Here is a 25,896-nt window from a genome sequence, read left to right as displayed (position 1 = left end):
TTTAACCCAAACCAACCTAAATTGAAAATAGTAAATAAGTTCTATCCGCACGCCCTTGTTATATTGGGTTTTATTCTCGTTTCGTTAATTTATTTTTATCCAGTCTTACAAGGAAAACAAATTTTCCAATCGGATATTGCACAATACACCGGAATGGCAAAAGAGCAAAATGACTTTAGAGCCGTTGAACATGCGGAACCTTATTGGACAAACTCTGCTTTTGGTGGAATGCCAACTTACCAGTTAGGAGCTAATTATCCTAATGATTTTGTGGGTAAGCTAGATGATGTTTTACGTTTTTTACCTCGTCCTTCTGATTACCTGTTTTTATACTTTTTAGGTTTTTATGGTTTGTTATTAGTTTTAAAAACAGATCCGCTTAAAGCATTTATCGGCGCAATTGCGTTTGGATTTTCTACGTATTTAATTATTATTCTGGGAGTTGGTCATAATGCAAAAGCGCATGCGATTGCTTATATGCCTCTGGTTATTGCCGGTTTCATATTGGTCTTCCAGAAAAAATATATTTGGGGAGGTTTACTTACCATGTTTGCAGTTGCGTTAGAAGTCAATGCAAACCACTTTCAAATGACGTATTATCTTTTGATTTTCTTACTGATTCTTTCGGGATATTTTGCTTTTCAGTTTATTAAGGGAAAAGATTATAAAGGACTTTTAAAAGCTATTGGAGCTTTAACTGTGGCTGGAATTTTTGCAATTGGTGCCAATGCCGGAAATTTATTAGCAACGAGTGAATATGCAAAGTATAGTATTCGTGATAAAAGTGAATTGACTTTTAATCCTGACGGATCTAAAAATGAAACAACTGCTTCAATGACAACAGACTATATTACAGAATATAGTTATGGAATTGCAGAAAGTTTAAATTTAATTGCACCAAGAATCTTCGGTGGTTCAAGCCATGAAAATGTAGGGACAGACAGTCGAATGTATTCGTTTATGATCGAGCAGGGAGTTCCTTCAGATCAGGCACAGGATTTTGTTTCGGGAATGCCAACATATTGGGGAGATCAGCCTATTGTATCAGCGCCAGCATATATTGGTGTAGTGGTTTTCTTTTTGGCGGTTCTGGCGATGTTTATTGATGAAAGAAAAATAAAATATGTATTTCTTGGTGGAGCTTTATTTACGTTGATGCTATCCTGGGGGAAAAATTTCTCATTGCTGACTAACTTTTTTATAGAATACGTTCCGATGTACGATAAGTTTAGAGCAGTATCTTCGATTCAGGTTATATTAGAATTATGTATTCCTGTACTTGCAGTGATGGGATTACAATCCTTTTTTAAAGCTAAAGATGAACCAAAACTACAGCAAAAAGCTCTAGTTCAGACAGGAGTTTTTGGACTAGGGGTTTTATTGATTTTAGTTATTGCTAAAGGGATGTTCCACTTTACTGGAATGAGTGACAATGCTTACTTGCAAAGTTATGGACCTGCATTTGTAGATGCTTTAAAAGAAGACAGGATGAGTTTATATTCTGCAGATTTATTGCGTTCTGGATTTTTTATTGTGATTACATTTGGAATTTTATGGCTATTTATCAAAAATAAATTTTCGCAAAATACAACTTTAATTATAGTTGGAATTTTAATGATTTTCGACTTGTTTTTTGTTGATAAAAGATACGTTTCTGCTAAAGATTTTGTGAGCCCGGTGCAAATTGCGGCTCCTTTTCAGGAGACTCCAATTGACGCTAAAATTTTAGAAGATAAATCAATCTATCGTGTTTTTGATGTACAGGGACAGTTACAGGGAAGATCTTCTTACTTTCATAAAACCATTGGGGGTTATAGTGCTGTACGCCCGAGAAGAATGCAGCAGTTAATGGATTATCAAATTCAAAAAGGAAATATTGAAGTGCTTAATATGTTAAATGTTAAGTATGTAATTCAAACAGATAAAGAAGGAAATGAAGTTCCTGTTGCAAATCCTGAAGCAAACGGAAACGCATGGTTTGTAAGTGCGGTAAAGCTGGTTAACAAACCAGACGATGTTATGAAAGCTTTGAATAACATCGATACAAAAAAGGTAGCAGTTTTTAACGTTCATGATTATGAAAGTAAATTTGAAAATGCACGAGCCAAAAAACAATGGGATACCACCGGAACAATAAAAGTAGTAGAATATAAACCAAACTACATTAAATATCAATCAGATAATGGAAAAGAAGGTTTAGCTGTTTTCTCTGAAATGTACTATAAAAATGGATGGAATGCTTACGTTGATGGTAAATTGACTGATCATTTTCCTGTAGATTACGTTTTAAGAGCTATGGAAGTTCCAGGCGGAAAACACACTATTGAGTTTAAATTTGAACCACAAGTTGTAAAAACCGGAGGTACAATTACTTTAATAAGTTCTATAGGAATGTTATTGCTTTTGATTGGTGGGATTTATTTTGAAAAATTCTTTCGTAAAGATTCACAAAGAAATCACGGAGATACTGAAAAGTAATTTTAAATAATCTTTGAAAAACTTTGCGGGAACTTTGCTTCTCTGTGAAACCAATTCAATCTAATGGAACCAAAAAAACTCTTAATTATTACTTACTATTTTCCACCTGCTGGAGGTCCTGGCGTTCAGCGATGGTTAAAATTTGTAAAGTATCTACCTGAATTTAATGTTCAGCCAATTGTTTATGTTCCTGAAAATCCGACCTATCCAATTATTGATGAAGGTTTGGTAAGTGAAATATCAGATAAAGTAATTGTTCTTAAAAATAAAATTTGGGAGCCTTATCAACTGGCTTCCATTTTTTCAAAAAAGAAAACCAAGAAAATCAGTTCCGGAATTTTTCCACATCAAAAAAAGCAAACTTTTTTAGATAAAACTTTTCTTTGGGTTCGTGGTAATCTTTTTATTCCGGACGCCCGTGTATTTTGGGTGAAGCCTTCTGTAACTTACCTTGAGAAATATATTAAAGAAAACAATATCGATACAATTGTTACATCTGGACCGCCGCACAGTTTGCATTTGATTGGTCTGGAATTACAAGAAAAATTAAATGTAAAATGGTTTGCAGATTTCCGTGATCCCTGGACCACAATAGGATACCACAAAGCATTACGTTTGTCTGCTTACGCTGCTAAAAAACATAAAAAGTTAGAGCATAAAGTATTAAATAGTGCTGATACGATTATTGTAACCAGTAAAACGACTAAAACCGAATTCCAGGCTATTACCAATAAGCCAATTTCGGTAATTACAAACGGTTACGATATTGAGAATATTGAAAAACAAACTTTAGATGCTAAATTTACTTTAGCTCATATCGGATCTTTTTTATCAGACAGAAATCCTAAGTTTTTATGGGAGTGTCTGGTAGAATTGCTTCAGGAAATACCGGATTTTAAATCGCATTTAGAAATCAAATTGATTGGAGCAGTAAGTCAGGAAGTTCTTGATTCTATTCAGGAGTTTGATTTAAATTCTTATCTAAATCTTCTGGGTTATGTTTCGCACCATGAAGCCATTGCGCATCAAAAGAAATCTCAGGTTTTACTTTTAATCGAAATAAATTCGGATGATACTAAAAGTATTATTCCGGGTAAATTGTTCGAATATATGGTGTCTAACCGCCCAATAATCGCTATTGGTCCACAAGGTTCTGATTTTGCAGATATTATAAAAGAAACCAATACAGGAGTATTTTTTGATTATTCTGAAAAAGCGAGGTTAAAAAGTGTAATTTTGGACTTTTATAATCAATTTTTGGAAGGGAAATTACAAGCTAATGGAGTTGGTTTGCAGCAATATTCTAGAAAAAACCTTACCAAACAATTGGCACAATTGATTAATGAATCATAAGATTACAATAATCTAAAATCTAAAATCTAAATTCAGCAATCAAAAACATGGGTATTGTTTTAAATCAGTCTTTCAAAAATACAATTATTACTTATATAGGCTTCGGAATTGGAGCTATCAATACACTTTATTTGTACCCAATTTATTTAGGGGCAACCTATTATGCCCTTACTAATTACATATTATCTGCCGCAAATGTGATCATGCCATTGTTTGCCATTGGAATGCAAAATACCCTTGTCAAGTTTTATTCACAATATAAAACCGAAGAAGAACGAGAGCAGTTTTTGTCTTTTACTGCGTTATTTCCAATCTTAATGTGTATTCCATTAGGTATAATCGGTATTTTTTTCTTTGATGATATTACTGCTTTTGTTTCTAAGGAAAATCCTGTAGTAAGAGAGTTTATGCTTTTAATTCCGTTCGTGGGATTATGCATGGCTTACTTTGAAATTTTTTATGCTTGGGCAAGAGTTCACATGCATTCTGTTTTTGGGAATTTTATAAAGGAGGTCGGTCTGCGCTTAGTTTCTACTATTGCATTAATCGGTTTGTATTTTAATTGGATGACTTTAATTCAGTTCGTTTACTTTACTGCGGCGATTTATTTTGTAGCATTTTTGATTACAATGTTTTATGCTTTCTATATTAAAAAGCCTAATTTTCAAATAGCAATACCTGCTAATGTAAAAAGTGTTATGGAATATACTTTTTATATTATTTTATCGGGAAGTGTGGCTAATTTGCTTTTAGATGGTGATAAATTAATATTGAATCAATATATGGAAATCGAAAATATTGCATATTATTCGGTTGCGACCTATATTGCTTTAGTTATTTCAGTTCCAAGTCGTGCAATGCACCAAATTGTATATCCAATCACTGCTAAATTAATGCATGAAAATAAACATGATGAACTTAATAGTTTGTATAAAAAAACATCTATAAATCTTCAAATTGTTGGCGGTTTTGTAATGTTGTGTATATTCGTGAATATTAATCAATTGTATGAGATTGTTCCTGAGGATTATAGAGGTGGTATTCCTGTAGTTTTTATGATTGGTTTGTCAAAATATTTTGATCTGATTTTAGGGAATAATAATGCTATTATTTTTAATACAAAATATTACCGCACTGTATTATTTTTAGGATTAGGACTGGTTGTTTTGACTTTTGTTTTAAATGTGATTTTTATACCAATTTTTGGTATTATGGGTTCTGCATTTGCTACGTTATTATCTATAACTTGCTATAGTTTGGCTAAATTACTTTTTGTGGTAAAAAAGCTTGATTTATATCCTTTTACAAAACAAAACTTATATTCTCTTGCAATAACAACGCTTCTGTTTTTGATTTTTTACTTTTGGGAATTTCCAGTTTATCCTTTAGTTGGAATAGCATTAAAATCTATTTTGGTTACAATTGTATATGTTTATCTAAATTATAAATTTAATATTTCTCCGGATATTAATGAGGTGCTAAACAATTTATTGAAAAAGGCAAAAATTAGAATTTAACACGATTTTATTGAGAAAGTAAGAAGTAATTAAATTTCGAAGCTATTTTGTTTTTATATTTGTTAGAAAGGATAATCAATTTATTTCTAGCATTCTATGAAAAAGAAATTACTTTGTTTTTTACTATTGTTTTTTATTTTATTTTCTTCAGTAGTCTCCGCTCAAAAAGACACTTTAAAAACGGGACAAACCACTATTCCTGATTTGAAATTAAAAGGATATCCAATAGTTCCTTTTAAAGACACGCTTTTTTATGTTTATAATAAGGTAGGTTCTTTTTCCGCAGAAAACAGAGCAAACGCTATTACTGAAAAAATCAGGAAACTTTATCATGATTCTTTTTTTGAAAGTGATTCGATTGTTGTTGTTCCTTCAGATATTTCTCAGGATATCACTTATAAAGGAGATTTTATTATAATGTCCGTTTTGGATATTGATGCCAAGGTTGAAAATGAAACCCCTGCATTTATTGCAAAACGTAATTTAAGTTTAATAAAAAATGCTGTTGTTTATCAAAATGCAAACTATTCCCAACTTCCGAAGCGCCTTGGGTACACGGTTTTATTGATTTTAATAATTGGTTTGGTTTTATACTTTGTTGGTAAAATTTTTAATTGGATAAAATACCGAATTTTAAAAAAGAGTGATAAATATTTTAAAGGTTTCAATTATAATAATATCAATATTTTGTCTCCTCATAAACAGCAGTTTGTGTTGATGCGATTATTTGGGGTTATTAAAATCATTACCCTTATTTTTATTGTTTATCTCTCATTGCCAGTTTTATTTAGCATATTTCCGGCAACAGAAGCTTATACAACGACTTTATTACGTTGGATATTGACTCCTGCAAAATTGGCTATAATGGGCTTTGTAGACTTTTTGCCTAGTCTGATCACGATTATTGTTATTATTGTCATTTTTAGATGTAGTATAAAAATTATCAAATTCTTCTTTGATGAGATAAAAAAGGAAAACATAAAAATTGATGGATTTTATAATGATTGGGCCATGCCAACATTTAATATTATCAGATTGTTAATGTACGCTTTTATGCTGGTAATTATTTTCCCCTATTTGCCAGGTTCTGATTCTCCTATTTTTAAAGGTGTTTCCGTATTTGTTGGGGTTTTATTTTCATTAGGTTCCTCCAATGCTATTGCTAATATGGTAGCGGGTTTGGTAATTACGTATATGCGTCCGTTTAAAATTGGCGATTTTATTAAGATTGGCGATGTAAGTGGCGAAGTAATAGAAAAAACAGCATTGGTTACACGTATCAGAACGCCTAAGTTTGAAGATATTACTATTCCAAATGCGACAGTTTTATCCAGTACTTCAACCAACTTTTCAGCCAATACGAAACATGCAACAAATGGACTATTAATTCATACTACCGTTACTATTGGTTATGATGTGCCATGGAAGGGCATTCATAAAGCACTAATTGATGCGGCTTTAAAGACAGACATGACAGAGAAAACGCCAGAGCCTTTTGTTCTGCAAACAAGCCTGGATGATTTTTATGTATCCTATCAAATAAATGTTTATACGAAAGAACCTACGAAGCAGCCAAGAATTTATTCGTCACTGCATCAGAATATTCAGGACTCGTTTAATGCGGCCGGAATCGAAATCATGTCGCCACATTATAATGCGCTACGTGACGGAAATACTACAACTATTCCTGAAAATTATTTAAAACCTGACTACGAATCCCCGTCGTTTAGTTTTAAGAAGAATGATTGATAAAATGATAAGGTATTGATATGGTGTTGTTAATATGTTAAATTTTAACAGTTATTCGCTTTGTAGTTTAATTTATTAAAATTAACTTTATGTTCAATTTTTGACAGCGTTTTATTTGATTAGATATAGAATATGTTATAAAAATGCAATAAAAATAGAACTATAAAGTTTTTATCTGAATTGTTTACCTACTAGAATTGTTAAAGTTAAAGAAGTGTTTATTAATTTTAAAAAAGGAGGGTTATGAAAAAGAATCAACTGAGTCAGGAAAGTTTACAAGTATTTTCTAATATGATATCCAGTAAGGTTCACAAAGGATTTACACTAGAAGAAAGAAATGATAAATTACTTTTTGCAGTTCTTTCTAAGGGAGGAAAGGTTGTTAATCATGGTTTAAATTTTACCATTTTTTGCTTAACCTTAGGATTATGGTCATTTGCCTGGTTATATCTCACCGTACACGCATCTAAAAAGAAAAAAATATTGGTAGCTATCGATGAAGATGGTTATCCATTTGAAGAGAAATGTTTGGTTGCTTAAAAAAAACTACTTTAATCAAAATGTATTAGCCATAAATTACGTATAATCACCGTAATTTATGGCTAATTTATTTATAGCGATTTTGATTTATTAAAGTTTATCTTTTAAATAAATTCCGGTAACAGATTCCTTTATTTTTACAATATCTTCAGGTGTTCCAACTGCTAATAAGTGTCCTCCATTTTCTCCGCCTTCCGGACCAAGATCAATAATCCAGTCTGCACATTTTATTAGATCGAGATTGTGTTCTATTACAATTATTGAATGTCCTTTTTCTATTAAGGCATCAAATGATGCTAATAATTTTTTAATATCGTGAAAATGCAATCCCGTTGTTGGCTCATCGAAAACAAATAGTGCTTTATCTTTTGTGGCTCCTTTTACTAAAAAGGAGGCCAATTTAATACGTTGCGCCTCACCACCTGACAATGTTGAAGAAGATTGCCCTAACTGTACATACCCTAAACCAACATCTTGTAAAGGTTGCAATTTTTGAGTTATTTTAGTTTGTTTGTTTTTTTCAAAGAAAGCAATGGCGTCATCAATAGTCATAGTTAGAATATCATTGATGTTTTTTTCGTCAAAATTGATTTCCAGGATTTCTTTTTTGAAACGTTTTCCTCCACAAGTTTCACACGGTAAAGAAACATCGGCCATAAAGACCATCTCCACGTTTATTGAGCCTTCTCCTTTACAAGTTTCACATCGGCCTCCATCAACATTAAAAGAAAAATGTTTTGCCTGATAACCTCTTATTTTAGATAATTTTTCTTTGGCATACAAATCACGTATATCATCGTAAGCTTTAATATAAGTTACGGGATTCGATCTTGAGCTTCTTCCAATAGGATTTTGATCTACATATTCAATATGTTTGATCTGAGAAAAAGAACCTTTTATTTCGGTAAACTGACCCGCTTTTTCAGCAGCGTTTTCCAGTTTTTTCTGCATAGCAGGAAATAAAATTTTCTTTATTAAGGTGCTTTTTCCACTTCCTGAAACTCCTGTAACAACCGTTAGAACATCTAAAGGAAACGTTACATCAATATTTTTTAAGTTATTTTCCCTCGCGCCAACAATATCGATATGGTTTTTGAATTTTCGTCTTTTCTTCGGAACCGAAATTTCTAAATCTCCATTTAAATATTTGGCAGTAAGTGATTCTGATTTCAGGATTTCGTCATAAGTTCCCTGAGCTACTAAATTCCCTCCAAAAGTTCCTGCTTCGGGACCAATATCAATAATCATATCAGCCGCTTTCATGATGTCTTCATCATGTTCCACTACAATAACCGTATTCCCTAAATCACGAAGCGAAAGTAATACTTTGATCAATCGTTCTGAGTCTTTTGGATGTAAACCTATACTTGGTTCATCCAGAATATACATTGACCCAACCAAACTACTTCCAAGTGAAGTTGCCAAATTAATACGCTGTGACTCTCCTCCTGAAAGTGTTGAAGAGTTTCTGTTTAATGTAAGATAATCCAATCCAACTTCGGTCAAAAACGATAGACGATTGTTGATTTCAACCATCAAACGTTTAGCGATTTGCTGTTCGTATTTGTTTAATTGAAGATCTTTGAAGAATGTAACCAAATGTTTAATCGGAAGATCAACTAAATCTGAAACTGTTCTTCCGCCTATTTTTACATAAGAAGCTTCTTCGCGTAAACGTTTTCCGCGACAAGCATGACATTTTGTTTTTCCACGATAGCGAGACAACATTACACGGTTTTGAATTTTATAATTTTTCTCCTCTAATTCTCTAAAGAAATCATTTAATCCCTGGAAATATTGATTTCCTTTCCAGATTAAATCTTTTTGATCTTCTGTTAATTGGAAATAAGGTTTGTGGATTGGGAAATCGAATTTGTAGGCATGTTTCACCAATTCGTCTTTATACCAGCTCATGCTATCACCTCTCCAAGGATAAATCGCACTTTCAAAAACAGATAAAGAAGTGTTTGGAACCACTAAATCAGCATCAATACCAATTATATTTCCGTAGCCTTCACAAACCGGACATGCACCATATGGATTATTAAAACTGAATAAATGCACATTGGGTTCTAAGAAAGTAATTCCGTCCAATTCAAAATTATTTGAATAGGTAAATCTTTTATCTGAATTTAATTCCTGTAAGTAACAAATACCTTTTCCTTCAAAAAAAGCAGTTTGTACGGCATCGGCTAAACGATTATAGAATTCTTCTTCCTCCTTAACAACAATTCGGTCAATAATCAGGAGAATATCTTTATTATCTAATTTATGGATTTCTGTTGGTGTAAATTCATCTAAACGAACCATTTCGTTATCAACTAAAATACGGGCAAAACCTTGCTGTAAAAGTACTTTTAATTTGTCTTCAAGCTGCCTTCCTTCCTCTAAATGAATAGGAGAAAGTAAAAGCCATTTGCTGTCTAATTCTAATGTTTTTACATCAGAAACAACATCGGTAACCGTATTTTTTTTGACTTCAAGTCCTGAAATTGGCGAATAGGTACGACCAATTCTGGCGAATAAAAGTTTAATGTAATCGTAGATTTCAGTTGATGTTCCAACAGTCGAACGCGCATTGGTAGTATTGACTTTTTGTTCAATAGCAATGGCAGGCGCAATACCTTTTATATATTCAACTTTTGGTTTGTCTAAACGGCCAAGAAATTGACGTGCATATGATGATAAACTTTCAACATAACGACGCTGCCCTTCAGCATATAAAGTATCAAATGCCAAACTTGATTTACCTGATCCTGAAAGACCTGTGATGACAACAAGTTTGTTTCGGGGAATAGCGACATCTACATTTTTTAGATTGTGTACCTGCGCTCCTTTAATGATAATATTATGTTTTGGGTCGAGTGTCGAAAGATCAATTTGCATAAAAAAAGTCAATTTTTACAAAAGTAATCAATTTTGAATTGAGTTTTGTTAATGAGATTGTTCCAAATTTTAACTAAATCTACCAAGTATAGTTGCTTTTTGCCATTGATGCTTTTTTTGCCAAAAACTTGCTGGTTCAACATAAAATAAACTATTTTAGAACTGTTTTTATACTAAATTAATACAATCGTAATTTTGAAAACAAAACTAGCTACACTATTCTTTCTGATGAGTTTTTTCCTGTTTTCTCAGGAGTTTCCACCAATCGTAAAATATTCTTCTTCTGCTTATGGTGCAGGAAATCAAAGTTGGATGATTTCACAGGATGATCAAAACTATTTGTATTTTGCCAATAATGACGGACTTCTGGAATATAACGGAACAACCTGGCAATTGTATCCGGCTCCAAATGAAACTATTATTCGCTCCGTTAAAGTCATCGGAACAAAAATTTATACGGGTTGTTATATGAATTTTGGTTATTGGACCCGACAAGCAAATGGTAAATTAAAATATACTTCGCTTAGCGATACCATTAAAAATAAAATACTAGACGACGAACAGTTTTGGAATATTCTGAAGTACGATCAATGGATTCTGTTTCAATCTTTAAACCGAATCTATATTTATGATACTAAAACAGGAAAGTTCAAAATCATTGCCCCAAAAAATGGCGTTATAAAATCGTTTGCCCCAAAAAATGCCATCTATTTTCAGACGATAAAAGAAGGCCTTTTTGAAATTGAAAGCGGTAAAGCGAAATTAGTTTCAGATCATCCAATTCTTAAGAAATTTACGATTGTCAATATTTTTACTACAGATGATGGATTGCTTATTCAAACCCAATTGGATGGTATTTATAAGTTAGTTGGAAATACAATAAGTCGTTTTGTTACCGATGTTGATGCCGAATTAAAGTCAAGTTTTGTGTATAGCAGTCAATTTCTTCAGAACGGGAGTTTCGCGTTAGGAACAGTTTCGAATGGAATTTTTATTTTATCAAATAACGGAAAATTAAAATATCATATTTCACAGCGCAAAGGGTTAAGTAATAATACCGCCCTTTCACTTTTTGAAGATAAAGATCAGAATTTATGGGCAGGATTAGATAACGGAATCAATTGTATTAATATTAATTCTCCAGTACATAGTTTTACAGACGATTCCGGCGTTTTGGGAACTGTTTATGCATCGGCAACTTTTAATGCTATGCTATATGTTGGAACGAATCAGGGGCTATTTTGTAAACCAAATCAGAGTAATACGGAGTTTAAATTTATAAATGGTACAAAAGGACAAGTCTGGTCGCTTTTTGTGTATGATAATACACTTTTTTGCGGACACGATTCCGGAACTTTTATCATTACAAATGATGCTGCCCGAAGCATATTTTCAGCGTCCGGAACCTGGAAGTTTGAATCTGTACCAAATAATAAAAATCAATTGCTCCAGGGAAATTATTATGGAATTTCAGTTCTTGAAAAAATAAACAATCAATGGGTTTTTAAAAATAAAATTGAAGGTTTTGATTATTCGTCAAGGTACTTTGAGATCACAAATAATTTTGATGTTTATGTAAGTCATGAATATAAAGGGATATTTAGGTTGAAATTAGATAAATCATTATTAAAAACACGTGGTTTTTACACTTATAAATCTCCTCTTAAAGGAATAAATGCAAGTCTTACTAAATTTAATAATCAGATTTATTATGCTTATAAAGGTGGGATTTTTAAGCTAAATCCAAATACAAAATTATTTGAAAAGGATAATTTACTGAGCTCTATTTTTGAAAAAGACGAATATACTTCGGGTAAATTAATTGTCGATAATTCAAATAAAATCTGGCTTTTTTCTAAAAATTATATTCATTATTTCTCTGCCAGCAAATTGAGCAATCAGTTAAAACAAAATGTCATTCCGATTCCTTCTTCTTTGACCAATTCAATGCTTGGTTTTGAAAATATTACGCAAATTTCAAAATCAACTTATTTAATAGGTACAACAGATGGTTATTATACTTTAAATATTGAGGATCTAAGTTTTAAAAATTATACCGTTTTTATAACGGATATCACAATTAACAAACAAAACGAAACGCTTAAAAATGTGGTAATTCAAAATGAGGGAAGTTTTCATTTTAATGAAAATAATATCACTTTAAATTACACGGTTCCGGAGTACAATAAATATATTAATTCAGAATATCAATATTTACTGGAAGGTTTCCAGAATGATTGGAGCGAGTGGAGCACTAAAGCCACAGTAAATTTTAAAAATTTATCTCCTGGGAAGTATACCTTTAAAGTAAGAGCACGATACGCTAATACAATTCTGCAAAATACAGCTACGTACACATTTATCGTTTTAAAACCCTGGTATTTGACTAATTTGGCCTGGTTTATTTATTTTCTGTTTTTTTTAGTGTTAGCCTATTTTATCAATAAGGCCTATATAAATTACTATCATAAACAAAAAGAGAAATTGATTGAAGAAAATAATCTCTTACTTGAGATTAAAGAATTGGAAAATGAAAGACAATTAATGAAAGTAAGAAACGAACAGCTTTCTCAGGATGTAGATAGTAAAAATCGGGAATTAGCTGTTTCCACAATGAGTTTAAATAGTAAAAACGAATTGTTAGCCTTTATTAAAGAAGATTTAAAGAAAACGAGTCAGGACGATAATAAAAACATCAAATCTGTAATCAGTACCATTAATAAAAATATAACGGAAGAAGATTCCTGGAATGTTTTTAAAGAAGCATTTGATAATGCTGATAAAGATTTTCTAAAAAGAATCAAACAGCTTCATCCTTTATTAACTCCTAATGATTTGAGACTTTGTGCTTACCTGCGACTAAATCTTTCTTCGAAGGAAATAGCTCCTTTATTTAATATCTCTGTTCGAAGTGTAGAGATAAAAAGATATCGTTTGCGTAAAAAAATGGATTTACAGCATGAAATTGGCTTAGTCGAATATATTCTAGCTGTATAGGAAGCTTAAAATCGCTTTCAAAAAACTATACATTACCTCAACATTAACGTTTTGTTGTGCTTTTGTCGTGTTTTTGTTAAATAAATTAACATTTGTAATTTATAGTTAAACCAAGGGTTTTTTTGATATATATGTAATTAAGTGATATTTTTTTTGTGATGTATGTTTTTTGTTGAGGTTAACTTTGTCGTTTTCCTAATTGGATCAGATAAATTTATCTTTCAATAAAAACTAACTAATTATGAAATCAAAATTATTACTAACCGTACTATTACTGTTTACATCTTTTGCGTTTTCGCAATCTTTTGATGTTAACGGAACTGTACAAGATGGCGCTGGGTTATCATTACCAGGCGTAAATGTAAAAGTTAAAAATTCGTCAAAAAGTACAACCACAGACTTTGACGGATCCTTTAAACTTTCTGGTGTTTCAACCGGAACCACAATTGTTTTAAGTTATATTGGTTATCGAACGCAGGAAGTTGTTGTTTCAGCTGCCAAAATTACAGTCAAAATGAGCGATGATACCAGATCTCTCGAAGAAGTCGTTGTAATTGGTTATGGATCTCAAAAGAAGAGAGAAGTAACAGGAGCAGTTTCTATAGTAGACAGTAAAACATTAGATCTTTTAAAACCTATAAAGGTAGAACAAGCTTTACAAGGAACTGTTTCAGGAGTAAATGTAACTACCCAATCCGGAGCTCCCGGTGCAAAATTGGATATTCGTATTCGTGGTATTGCAACCAATGGAGAAAATGGCCCGCAAGCAATTATTGATGGTTATGTAGGCGATCTAAGCTTATTAAATCCTAATGACATTGAAACTATTACTGTTTTAAAAGATGCACAAGCTGCCATTTATGGAACTATTGCGGCAAACGGAATTATTTTGATTACTACTAAAATGGGAAAGAAAAATTCAAAAACAAAAGTCTCTCTTAATAGTTATTCAGGATTTCAGGAAGCTTCAAGAAAATTACCAATGCTAGATGCCACTGAATATGCTTTATTATTAAATGAAAGTTATGCTAATGGAGGAAAAGCACTTCCTTATCCAAATGTAAGTGGTTTAGGAAAAGGAACGAACTGGCAAAAAGAAGTTTTAGGAACAGGTGTACCTATTTTAAACACTGATTTAACAATATCCGGAGGATCTGAAAAGATTACGTATTCTATCAGTGGTTCACATTTAGATCAGGAAGGTATAGTGGGACAGGATAAATCAGGTTTCTTAAGAAATACGGCCAGATTAGCTTTGGGAGCTGATTTAAGTGATAAATTCAAAGTAAAAACTAATGTAATTTACACTTATTTTAATAGAAAATCCATTAATGAAAATGGATTAGGATCTGTATTGTTTAATGCTTTAAACGTACCGGCAACTTTTGTTCCTTATGATGCAAATGGCGATTTTACTTTAGTGCCAAGTACAACAGGATTGGGAACAGAAATTATAAATCCGTTAGCGCAAATCGCGAATACTTACAACGATTACAACTATAAAAAACTGAATGGTAATTTTGGTTTGGATTATAAAATTTTCAAAGGATTTACCCTTTCAAGCTCAATAGGATTTAATACCTCAAACAGTGAAGGCAAAACGTTTGGAAAAAAAATAAGTTATGGCGGAAAAGTTTTTGATGTACAAAGAAGTTCTGTAACACAAACCACAACAAATGATAATGATTATTCATTTGATATTTATGGAACATATGTTACGAAAATCGGAGAGAATCATAATATCACAGCAACATTAGGTAATACGATTTACAAGCAATGGGGGAATTCTATGAATGCAACTGGCTTTGATGTTCCTAATAATTCATGGGATTATGCAGATCTTTCTTTAACCAAAGGGTTACCAACAGCCTTGAATACCGGAGGTTATGTTTACGATCAAAGAAGGTTATCTTATTTTGCAAGAGCACAATACGATTATAAAGGGAAATATCTTCTTTCTGCAATGATCAGACGTGATTCCTCGACAAAATTTGGACCAGATAATAAAACGGGATATTTTCCGTCATTTACAGCGGGATGGGTGATTTCTGATGAAGATTTCTTTGGTGAATCGAAAACATTTAATTTCATGAAACTAAGAGCTAGTTATGGTACATTAGGAAATGATCAAATTCCGAATAATGGTTATTTGAGCCTTTTAAATGGAGAAGCGACCTATTTATTTGATGGTAATTTGGTTAGTGGAGTAGCTACAGGGCAAATACCAAATCCTAACTTGAAATGGGAAGAAGCCAAAAAATTTGATGTTGGTTTAGATCTTCGATTATTCAACGATAAAATATCTATAGTAACAGATTATTTTATTGATACCAGAAAAGACTTATTGATACCGGATATTCCAGTTTCAGGGATTACAGGCGTTGGTGCTCCGGGTGCAACCCCACCAACCTTAAATGCGGGTACAGTTAGAAATTCAGGAATTGAATTTGCAATTGATTATAAAGAGAGATTTTCAGAAAACTTTAGCTTGAGTGTAGGTTATAATGCAACCTTTATCAAAAATGAAGTGCTTGAAGTAAAAAACGGAACCGGAATTATTGAACAGGGAAATTTTGGAGTAGGACAGCCAGCGGCATCGCGCATGGAAGCCGGAAAACCAATTGGATATTTCTATGGTTATAAAACTGACGGATTGTTTCAAAATCAGGCCGAAGTCGATGCCCATCCCTCACAATTAGCTTTAGGAGCAAATGCGTCACCAGGAGATATTCGTTATGTAGATGTAAATGGTGATGGAGTGATTGATACTAAAGATAAAACCAATATTGGAGATCCAATTCCAAATGCTACAATGGGTTTTAATATTCAATTAAATTATAAAAATGTTGATTTTGCACTTTATAGCTTCGCTTCTATAGAAAATGGTATGGTTCGTAACTACGAACGTGTACTTTCTGATGCTAATCGATTAGATTATGTTTTGGATAGATGGACAGGTCCCGGAACAAGCAATTCTGTACCTAGAGTAACTACAGGAGCAACTGCAAACAATGTGCTTTCAGATTATTTTGTTGAAGATGCTTCTTACTTCAGAATTCAAAATATACAATTAGGATATACAATTGATCCAAAAGTAACTCAAAAAGCGGGAATTACTAAACTAAGACTTTATACAGGCGTAAATAATTTATACACTTTTACTAAATATAAAGGTTTTGATCCAGGCGCTTCATTTGGGCCAACTAATAAAGATGGAGTTTCTCAATCACCAATTGGTGCCGGAATTGATTATGGATTTTACCCAGTTCCAAGAACCTATTTATTGGGTTTAAACATTAATTTTTAATTTCAATAAAAATGAAAAAGTATTTAATTACAACCATTATAACACTTGCACTGTTCTCGACAATTAGTATTTCTTGTTCAGATGAGTTTGTAAGTCCAAGACCTCAATATTCTATTGATTCTGAAAATTATTTCAATTCAAAAGAAGACTATAATGATGCCTTAGTTGCTGCTTATGATTTATTGCAGTCCTCTTATGCTAATGCTTTATTGGGAGAAATTGCTTCAGATAATACATTAGCAGGAGGTGAGAGCCCAACAGATGTAATTGGCTGGCAGCAAATAGACGACATGATTCATACACCAGTAAACAGTAACTTGAGAGATATATGGAATTGGATGTTTGCAGGAGTTCAGAGAGCGAATTATATTCTTGAATTTAAAGATAAAACCGATTTTGAAGGAAAAAACCAGCTACTTGCAGAAACACGTTTTCTAAGAGCGTATTACCAGTTTGAGTTAGTGAAATGGTTTGGTGGAATCCCGATGAAAGGAGATGTTAGATTTAAAGTTGGAGATGAAAAAATAGTGCCACGTTCATCAGTTGAAGAAGTTTATGCTTCGATAGAAGCTGATTTGATTTTTGCGGTTGCTAATTTATCTCCAACAGCATCTCAAAAAGGGCGTGTTACTAAAGGTGCCGCTCAGGCATTATTAGGAAAAGCTTATCTATACCAAAATAAATTTGCACAGGCGGCTACGGCTCTTGACGGCGTAATAACTTCTGGGGAATATAGTTTGCAAACGGATTATAATGCAATGTTCGAATTGGATGGAGAAAATGGAAGTGAATCTGTTTTTGAAGTACAATATACAGATGTTGAAGGAGCTGGTTTTACATGTTTACAATGTAGTGAAGGTAACGTCGCAGTTGGTTTTAGCGGAGTAAGAAATTATTCAGGACCACTTTTTTCTTCGGGATTTAGTTTTAATGTTCCTACTGCAGAAGCTGCAAGCTCTTTTGAAGTTGGAGATAAACGTAAAGATGTTGCCATACTGGACATTGCAGCATGGGCAGCAGCAAATACAAATTATGATGGAGGAAAAGGAGTTTCATTTGGAAAAGGAAATGAGGACACTGGTTATTTTAATAGAAAATATTTGCCAAGAAAAAGAAGTGATAATGCTCAGGGAGATTTGAATTTGACAAATCCTAACAATTACAGAGCGATACGTTATGCAGATGTTTTATTAATGGCGGCTGAAGCATACAACCGTAGCGCAATTGATGACGGAAAAGCAAGAACTTATTTAAATCAAGTCAGAAGACGTGCTTTTGGCGACAATAACCATGACATTACAGTTTCTGGTGCAGCCCTTACTGATTTTATTTGGGCTGAAAGAAGAGCAGAACTTTTTGGAGAAGGGCAACGTTTCTTTGACTTGGTTAGAACAGGAAAAGCAGTTGGGAAAATCCCGGGTTTTACTGCTAATAAAAATGAATTATTTCCGCTTCCAATTGAAGAAATTCAATTCGCAAATGGAAATTGGCAACAAAACCCTGGATACTAAATAAAAACACTATTATGAAAAAAATACATTTTATTATAAGTCTTTTCGTTATAACCATTTTCAGTGGTTGTTCAAGCGATGAAAGCAGCAATATTGATTTAGATGGTGTAAGCACACCAACTAATATATCTGCTTTGACCACCATAGCACAAGATAATTCAGGTAAGGTCACTTTTTTGCCTAAAGGAGAAGGTGTTACACAGTACAAAGTAAATTTTGGAGATGGAAGTTCAGAATCAGAATATCTGGCGCCGGGAGCTACGGTTGATCACACCTATCCTGAAGGAGTTTATCAAGCCAAAATTAAGGCTATGGGAATTAATGGAAAAATAACAGAGGTAACTCAGGAAGTAGCCGTTTCGTTTTTGGCACCAACTAATTTACAAGTGACATTGGCACATGTTATAGGAGATAATTTGTCAGCCTCAGTTACTGCAAAAGCAAACTTAGAAACTTTCTTTCAGGTTTATTTTGGTGAAACTCCAGATGAAACTCCAGTAGATTTCATGGAAGGCGAAACCATTAAACATACGTATGCTAATGTTGGAGAGTATAATGTAAAAGTGGTAGCATTGAGCGGTGGTGTTGCAACCACAACTTATGAAGAAACAATTACAATCTCGAATCCGGTTTTATTACCAGTTGATTTTGAATCTACAACCCTGAATTATGCTTTTACTAATTTTGGAGGAGCAAACACAGTTGTGGCTAATAATCCAGGTGTAAACGAAGAAAATCCAAGCGCAAAAGTGGCTAAGTTAAATAAAAGTGCAGGTTCAGAAGTTTGGGCCGGTTCGTTTATGGAATTAGGCGCACCAATTGATTTTTCAACATTGAAAAAAATCAAACTGAAAGCATGGTCGCCAAAAGCAGGAATTGTAGTTAAGATGAAATTAGAGAACTTAACAAATCCTGATATTAATGCAGAAGTGGATGTAACTAATACAATTGCAAACGGTTGGGAAGAATTAACTTTCGATTTCTCTGCAGTTGATAATGCTAAGAATTATCAAAGACTGGTAGTGTTCTTCGATTTTGGAAATAATGGAACAGGAGCTGATTACTATTTTGATGATATAGAATTGACTGCAGGTGTGGAAACATTAAAATTACCATTAACTTTTGAATCTTCTGTATTGACCTATGGGTTTACCAGTTTTGGAGGAGCTAATTCAGTATTAGCTGATAATCCGGATAAAGCAGGAATTAATACATCTGCAAAAGTAGGAGCTTTAACAAAAGGAAGTGGTGCTGAAACCTGGGCTGGATCGTTCATTGAATTGGCAAATCCGCTTAATTTTTCTACTTTCAAAAAGATGAAGATGAAAGTATGGTCGCCTCAGGCAGGAATTGTTGTAAAAATGAAGTTTGAAAACATGTCTGATAGTGCAATTAATAAAGAAGTAGATGCAACTACAACTGTAGCGAACGGATGGGAAGAACTAACTTTTGATTTCAATGGAGCCACAACAGCCAATCAATTTCAGCGAGTAGTAGTATTCTTTGACTTTGGAGTTAACGGCACAGGAAAGACCTATTATTTTGATGACATTAAACAATCCAATTAAAAAAACGAAATCATGAGTAAAAAGATAATTATAAATATAATAGGATTACTGTCACTATTTTTGACAGTAAGTTGCCAGAAAGATGATTATGCATTTGGCGATTTGTCAGCACCATCAAATCTTAAAGTAACAGCTGAAATTGTCGGAAAAACTGCCGATGCTCCGGATGGAGATGGTTCAGGAATGGTAAAGCTAATTGCAACCGCAGATAATGCAGTATCTTATAAATATGTATTTAGTGACGGAACCTCAGAAAATTCTCCAAGCGGTGTGTTTACTAAGCGTTTTACAAAAACAGGAGTGAATACTTATACTGTTACAGTAATCGCATCAGGTAAAGGCGGTATAGCTACCAACACGACATTGGATGTTACGGTACTTAGTAACTTTAATGATGAAGAAGCTGTTCAGTTCCTGACCGCCGGAACCTCTAAGAAATGGTATTGGTCAGCCTCAGAACCAGCACATTTAGGAGTAGGTCAAAATGATGGAGATGCTACCAAAAATTACTATTCAAATTATTATTCAGCTGCACCTTTTGAAAAAGCAGGATCACCAACAAGCAGCTGTTTATACGACAACGTATTGACATTCTCTCTCGTAGAAGGACAATTGAAATTCGAACTAGATAATGGAGGAGCAACCTTCTTTAATGCATCATTCAAAAATGTAGCAGGAGGAAGCGGAGATGGAGATGATTGTTTGGCTTATGATGCATCAGGAGTTAAAACAGTTTCATTGAGTCCTTCGGAATCAGTTGTAACAAAAAATCCGGATCATGCAACGCAGACAAGAGGAACAATGTTAAACTTCTCTGATGGTGGATTTATGGGCTACTATATTGGTCAGAGTTCGTATGAGATCTTATCAATTACAGAAAACAGAATGGTGGTTAGAGCTGTTATGGGCGGAAACTCAAGTTTGGCATGGTATCATATTTTTACAACTACAAAACCAACTCAAACTCCACCGGCAGATTTTACAGAACTAGTTTGGTCAGATGAGTTCAATACTGATGGAGCTCCCGATGCAACAAAATGGAACTATGATTTAGGCAGAGGTGATAATGGTTGGGGAAATAATGAGAAACAGAATTACACTAACTCAGCAACAAATGTAATTGTACAAGGAGGAAACCTTAAAATTACAGCGAAAAAGGAAGCTTCTGGTGGTGCAGAATATTCTTCGGCAAGATTAAAAACAGATGCTAAATTTGCCTTTACTTATGGAAAAGTTGAGGTTAGGGCTAAACTTCCAATTGGTGTAGGGACATGGCCGGCAATCTGGATGTTGGGCCAGAATTATGCGACTAAACCGTGGCCTGCCTGCGGAGAGATTGATATTATGGAACATGTTGGGAAAAATCAAAATGTTATTTTGAGTACACTCCATTATCCTGGACATTCAGGAGGAGAAGGGAATACAGGTTCTAAAACAATTCCAAATGTTTCAACTGAATTTCATGTTTATAAAGCAATTTGGAGTCCTGCATCAGTTACAACATTTGTAGATGATGTGCAGATTCATTCCGTTCCTAATGATGGTTCTTTGCCTTTTAATAGCGACTTTTTCTTAATTTTAAATGTCGCAATGGGAGGTAATTTGGGTGGCAATATTGATGCAGCTTTCACACAGTCTTCTTTGGAGATTGATTACGTTAGAGTGTATCAATAGATTATAGATTAATTAGTAATAATGAAATGAGAAGGTCAGTTTTAGGCTGACCTTCTTAATTTTTGTAATTTTAAAATGATACTATGAAAAAAATAATGGTATTGCTATTGATTAGCAGTTTTTGCCTTGCACAAGAAGTAAAAAGAAAACTGGTGTGGGAGGAAAATTTCACTGATAAAAATTTAAATGAGAAGGATTGGAATTTCGAAATAGGCGATGGTTGTCCAAATCTTTGTGGCTTCGGTAATAACGAAAGGCAAATTTATACCAAAACAAACCACGAATTTAAAGATGGAAATTTAATAATAGAGGCTAAAAAAGAAGATAATAAATATACTTCTACCAAAATTACCACGAAAGGTAAAAAAGAGTTTCTGTACGGCCGAATCGAAGCAAGAGCAAAATTACCAGTTGGTCACGGTTTGTGGCCGGCATTCTGGATGTTGGGTGCTAATATAGATGAGGTTCATTGGCCAAAAACAGGTGAAATAGATATTCTGGAATATATTGGTAGAGATCCGGGCATGGTGTATACAACCTTACATACACAAGACAGTCATGGAAATACAATTAATACTAAAAGAACACCTTCTCCTAACATTGAAGAAGGATATCACGTTTATGCAATTGAATGGACAAAAGATAAAATTGCTTTTTTTGTAGATACTGCCTTGGTATATACTTTTAATCCAATAGAAAAAAATGAAAATACCTGGCCTTTTGATAAACCTTTTTATATCATCGTTAATTTAGCAATAGGAGGTAATTTTGGAGGTCCTCAAGTAGATGATAAAGTGTTACCGCAAAAGTTTTATGTAGATTATGTACGTGTATATCAGTAGCAAATAAATGATGAAAAAGTTAGATGTAAATAGTATAAGTGTTTAATTGTAAGTTATTTATGTCTAACTTTTTATAGCATCGCTATTTGTAAAAACTAATGTTTTAACGCACTTTATCGATAAAGTTTAACTTTTGTTTATTTTTTTTACTATATTTCTATTAATTATTCTCGCTTTTATTTGCTTTTTAAAATAATTATTTGTTAAATTTGGTCACGATATTAACATAAACTAAAAAAGATCCGCCTATACAATAAAATTACTTTTTAGAAAAATTACTCCAAATTATAAAAACTAAAAAAGTAGTATTATGGCTGATCTGCATATTCCAGACGCTCTATTAGTAAAGAATTATATCGAAGGCAATGAAACCGCTCTTTCGATACTAATTAAAAGGCACGAGTCTAAAATATATGGATTTATATATTCAAAGATTGCTGATAGAGATATTTCAAATGATATTTTTCAAGATACTTTTATTAAGGTAATTAAAACCTTAAAAAGCAATTCATATAATGAAGAAGGTAAATTTTTGCCTTGGGTTATGCGTATTTCTCACAATTTAATTGTAGATCACTTTCGTAAAACTAAAAAAATGCCAATGTACAGAGAGACAGAAGAGTTTTCTATTTTTTCTGTAATGTCTGACGATTCTCTAACAATCGAAGGAAAAATGATCGTTGATCAGGTCGAAGTTGATCTAAAAAGATTGATTGAAGAACTTCCAGAAGATCAAAAAGAAGTGTTGGTAATGCGTATGTATCAGGATATGAGTTTTAAGGAAATCTCTGAACTTACGAATGTTAGCATCAATACAGCTCTAGGAAGAATGCGTTACGCGCTAATGAATTTAAGAAAAATAATTGATAAACATCAAATTATTTTAACCAACTAATACTATTTTGTAAATTAGCTCGTTATACTTTATATAAACATATTTATAGTATGGCGAAAATTTACTCTAAGAAGGAATTAGCTTCTGAAAATCTAAAACCGAAGAAAGAAGTTGTTTCTTTCTTATTAAACTATTCACAAGCATTGACAGTCGTGAAAGTTAAAGATAAAAGTTTTGAGATTATAGCTAATTAAACAGCCCACTATTTTAGTCGGATGTTTATTTTCAAAACCAATTAACTCTTGGTTTGAAAAACTCACTATTTGCAAATAAATGCAGATAGTGAGTTTTTTTATTTATAAGTAAATTGAAAGTAAGATTATTATTTCTTTTTTGTTTTCACTTATGCAATAGCAGCTGTTTTTGTCTGATTTTTCTCGTGCTTTAGTTAAAATGTTATATTTAGGTTAAAATTTATTTGTTTATTCGGTATTTAGTTTTATTTTAGTTAAAAAAGTTGGATTTAATACTGTTAATTGGGGTAAATGAGGTTTTTTTCGTATTAAAACAATTAAATGAATAGAAACTTAATAATGATAGCGAATAATAAATGTTTAACCAATAACCAATAATCTATGAAGAAAAACTACACTGAATTGTTTTGTTTGTTTGTTGTAAGCGTATTAATGTTTTAAAAAAAAACAATAATGAATGGAGCGTTTTGCCAGCTATTCTTAGTTTGCAATAATAAATTTACGCTGAACTTAACTCCTCTTAAAATTTTGTTCTGCATAAATTGCTCAAAAAAACAGAAGCATTTAACAACCAAACCAAACCCAAATGAAGAAGAACCTACAGATATTATCATTTTTTTTATTGATAAATATTGGAGCATTCGCTCAACAAGACCAGATCAAAGAGGCACAGTCTCTGTACGATAAAGGAAAAAGCCAGGAAGCGCTGGCAATTTTAAATAAAACAGAATATCTTATTCTTAATGCAACTGATGAAGCTAAATCAGATTATTATTTCTTAAAAGGAAATGTTTTAAAAGATTTAGCTGTCAAAAATATAGAGGCGGCTAACAATTTTACGTTGGCTTCTCAGGCGTATCAGGATGTATTTTTATACGAGAATGAATCAGGAAAATTCAAATTTACTATTAAGGCGAATGCAGCATTAAAAGAAATGAAATCTAGCCTTGTAAATGGAGCAATGGCCGATTTTAATAGTGGTAAGTTCAAAGAAAGTGCTGAGAAAAGCTATAAAGTGTATTTGTTTGATAAAAAAGATACCTTAAATCTTTGTAATGCAGCATCTTCCTCTCTAAACGCAAAGGATTTTGATACAGCCATTAAATATTATGAACACCTAAAAAAGATTAATTATTCCGGAAAAGGAGTTTTGTATTACGCTACAAACAAGAAAACAAAAGAAGAAGATGTTTTCGTTTCTCCAAAAGCCAGAGAGTCAGCTATTCAACAAGGATTTTACGAAAAACCAAGAACCGAATCAGTTCCTTCTAAAAAAATAGAGATCAATGGTAATTTAGCTTATGCTTATCTAGAGAAAAAAGAGTACGCCAAATCAGAAAATATTTATAATTATGTTTTAGAGTTAGATCCTAATAATGTTGATGCCTATATTAATATGGCTTACTTGAAGTTAGAAGAGAAAAAAGATTTAGCTAATGAAATAGCGGCTTTAGGAACTTCGGCTGCAGAAATGCAAAAGTACGATCAGTTAAATGCAAAAAAAGATGATATAGCGCGCAGTGCAATTCCATATCTTAAAAAAGCGCTTACTTTAGAGCCTAAAAATACAGATGCGACAAAATCACTTTTAGGTATTTACAGGTCATTAGATATGACAAATGAATACAATGCCTTAAAAGGAAGCATGTAAAAAATAAAAAGAAGCTGCTAGATTATTTTTTAGCAGCTTCTTCTATTATTGATTTTTTGCCAACAGCTCGGGTAATAATATCTTTCTCCAGACTCCAGCCACGCGCAGGCGAATATTCTCTTCCGTACCAAATAATCTGAAGATGTAAATCGTTCCATATTTCTCTGGGGAATAATCTTTTTGCGTCTTTCTCTGTCTGAACCACGTTTTTTCCATTCGAAAGATTCCATCGATACATCAACCTGTGAATATGAGTGTCTACCGGAAATGCAGGAACGCCAAAAGCCTGAGACATGACAACACTGGCCGTTTTATGTCCAACAGCTGGCAACTCTTCAAGAGCTTCAAAACTCTGTGGAACTTTCCCGTCATGTTTGTCAATTAAAATATGTGATAAACCATGAATTCCTTTCGATTTCATTGGAGATAAACCACAAGGTCTAATAATTTCCTTAATTTCTTCCACAGACATTTTGATCATATCATACGGATTGTCAGCCTTTGCAAAAAGTAACGGAGTAATCTGGTTCACACGTACATCAGTACATTGCGCCGATAGCAAAACTGCAATTAATAAAGTATAAGGGTCTTTGTGATCAAGTGGAACAGGGATAGTAGGGTAGAGTTCTTTTAACGTATTTATAACAAATTGTACGCGGGCTTCTTTATTCATTTCCGTATTTTTAATCTCGTAAAAATAGTATAATTTTAATGATGTGCCTAATCCAGCTTTC

Annotated in this window: 16 protein-coding genes; 14 read left to right on the top strand and 2 right to left on the bottom strand. The window is 32.9% G+C overall.

The annotated features are described in order from the left end of the window. Positions 1 to 21: 21 nt before the first annotated feature. From Q7C23_RS08135 to Q7C23_RS08115, 5 genes are all read left to right on the top strand, one after another. Positions 22 to 2,478: a YfhO family protein gene (locus tag Q7C23_RS08135; protein ID WP_375032038.1), complete on the top strand. Its 2,457-nt coding sequence runs from the start codon at positions 22 to 24 to the stop codon at positions 2,476 to 2,478. Positions 2,479 to 2,541: 63 nt separating this feature from the next. Beyond that, entirely contained in the window at positions 2,542 to 3,831 is a 1,290-nt protein-coding gene (locus Q7C23_RS08130; RefSeq protein WP_375032037.1) for a glycosyltransferase family 4 protein, read from the top strand. Positions 3,832 to 3,878: 47 nt separating this feature from the next. Then, on the top strand, positions 3,879 to 5,348 hold the full coding sequence (locus Q7C23_RS08125; protein WP_375032036.1) for a polysaccharide biosynthesis C-terminal domain-containing protein: 1,470 nt from the start codon (positions 3,879 to 3,881) through the stop codon (positions 5,346 to 5,348). A 96-nt stretch (positions 5,349 to 5,444) separates the two neighbouring features. Beyond that, complete coding sequence (locus tag Q7C23_RS08120; protein WP_375032035.1) at positions 5,445 to 7,097, top strand: mechanosensitive ion channel family protein; 1,653 nt, start codon at positions 5,445 to 5,447, stop codon at positions 7,095 to 7,097. A gap of 243 nt (positions 7,098 to 7,340) precedes the next feature. After that, positions 7,341 to 7,637, top strand: coding sequence for a hypothetical protein (locus Q7C23_RS08115; protein ID WP_375032034.1), 297 nt, complete (start codon positions 7,341 to 7,343; stop codon positions 7,635 to 7,637). 90 nt (positions 7,638 to 7,727) lie between these two features. Here Q7C23_RS08115 and uvrA read toward each other — a convergent pair whose 3' ends face one another. Next, positions 7,728 to 10,523: an excinuclease ABC subunit UvrA gene (gene uvrA, locus Q7C23_RS08110; protein ID WP_375032033.1), complete on the bottom strand. Its 2,796-nt coding sequence runs from the start codon at positions 10,521 to 10,523 to the stop codon at positions 7,728 to 7,730. A gap of 195 nt (positions 10,524 to 10,718) precedes the next feature. Here uvrA and Q7C23_RS08105 point away from each other — a divergent pair, with 195 nt between their 5' ends. From Q7C23_RS08105 to Q7C23_RS08065, 9 genes are all read left to right on the top strand, one after another. Further along, complete coding sequence (locus tag Q7C23_RS08105; RefSeq protein ID WP_375032032.1) at positions 10,719 to 13,520, top strand: triple tyrosine motif-containing protein; 2,802 nt, start codon at positions 10,719 to 10,721, stop codon at positions 13,518 to 13,520. Between the two features lie 241 nt (positions 13,521 to 13,761). Further along, positions 13,762 to 16,827, top strand: a complete 3,066-nt coding sequence (locus Q7C23_RS08100; RefSeq protein ID WP_375032031.1) for a SusC/RagA family TonB-linked outer membrane protein — start codon at positions 13,762 to 13,764, stop codon at positions 16,825 to 16,827. 11 nt (positions 16,828 to 16,838) lie between these two features. Next, positions 16,839 to 18,338: a RagB/SusD family nutrient uptake outer membrane protein gene (locus tag Q7C23_RS08095; protein ID WP_375032030.1), complete on the top strand. Its 1,500-nt coding sequence runs from the start codon at positions 16,839 to 16,841 to the stop codon at positions 18,336 to 18,338. 14 nt (positions 18,339 to 18,352) lie between these two features. Then, entirely contained in the window at positions 18,353 to 19,906 is a 1,554-nt protein-coding gene (locus Q7C23_RS08090; RefSeq protein WP_375032029.1) for a hypothetical protein, read from the top strand. 12 nt (positions 19,907 to 19,918) lie between these two features. Further along, positions 19,919 to 21,580: a family 16 glycosylhydrolase gene (locus Q7C23_RS08085; RefSeq protein WP_375032028.1), complete on the top strand. Its 1,662-nt coding sequence runs from the start codon at positions 19,919 to 19,921 to the stop codon at positions 21,578 to 21,580. Positions 21,581 to 21,663: 83 nt separating this feature from the next. Further along, the gene (locus Q7C23_RS08080) at positions 21,664 to 22,422 is read left to right on the top strand and encodes a family 16 glycosylhydrolase (protein WP_375032027.1); all 759 of its coding nucleotides are present in this window, start codon (positions 21,664 to 21,666) and stop codon (positions 22,420 to 22,422) included. A 310-nt stretch (positions 22,423 to 22,732) separates the two neighbouring features. Beyond that, a complete protein-coding gene (locus Q7C23_RS08075) occupies positions 22,733 to 23,317 on the top strand; it encodes an RNA polymerase sigma factor (protein ID WP_375032026.1) in 585 nt (194 codons plus the stop codon). A gap of 50 nt (positions 23,318 to 23,367) precedes the next feature. After that, positions 23,368 to 23,511, top strand: a complete 144-nt coding sequence (locus tag Q7C23_RS08070) for a hypothetical protein (RefSeq protein ID WP_375032025.1) — start codon at positions 23,368 to 23,370, stop codon at positions 23,509 to 23,511. A 586-nt stretch (positions 23,512 to 24,097) separates the two neighbouring features. Then, positions 24,098 to 25,162: a tetratricopeptide repeat protein gene (locus tag Q7C23_RS08065; protein WP_375032024.1), complete on the top strand. Its 1,065-nt coding sequence runs from the start codon at positions 24,098 to 24,100 to the stop codon at positions 25,160 to 25,162. Between the two features lie 22 nt (positions 25,163 to 25,184). Here Q7C23_RS08065 and nth read toward each other — a convergent pair whose 3' ends face one another. Further along, complete coding sequence (gene nth / locus Q7C23_RS08060) at positions 25,185 to 25,835, bottom strand: endonuclease III domain-containing protein (protein WP_375032023.1); 651 nt, start codon at positions 25,833 to 25,835, stop codon at positions 25,185 to 25,187. Positions 25,836 to 25,896 lie beyond the last annotated feature (61 nt).

Source organism: Flavobacterium sp. LAR06, assembly GCF_041946075.1.
Lineage (GTDB): Bacteria > Bacteroidota > Bacteroidia > Flavobacteriales > Flavobacteriaceae > Flavobacterium.
Note: the sequence above shows the minus strand (reverse complement) of the source record. Positions and strands in the feature narration are given on the sequence as shown.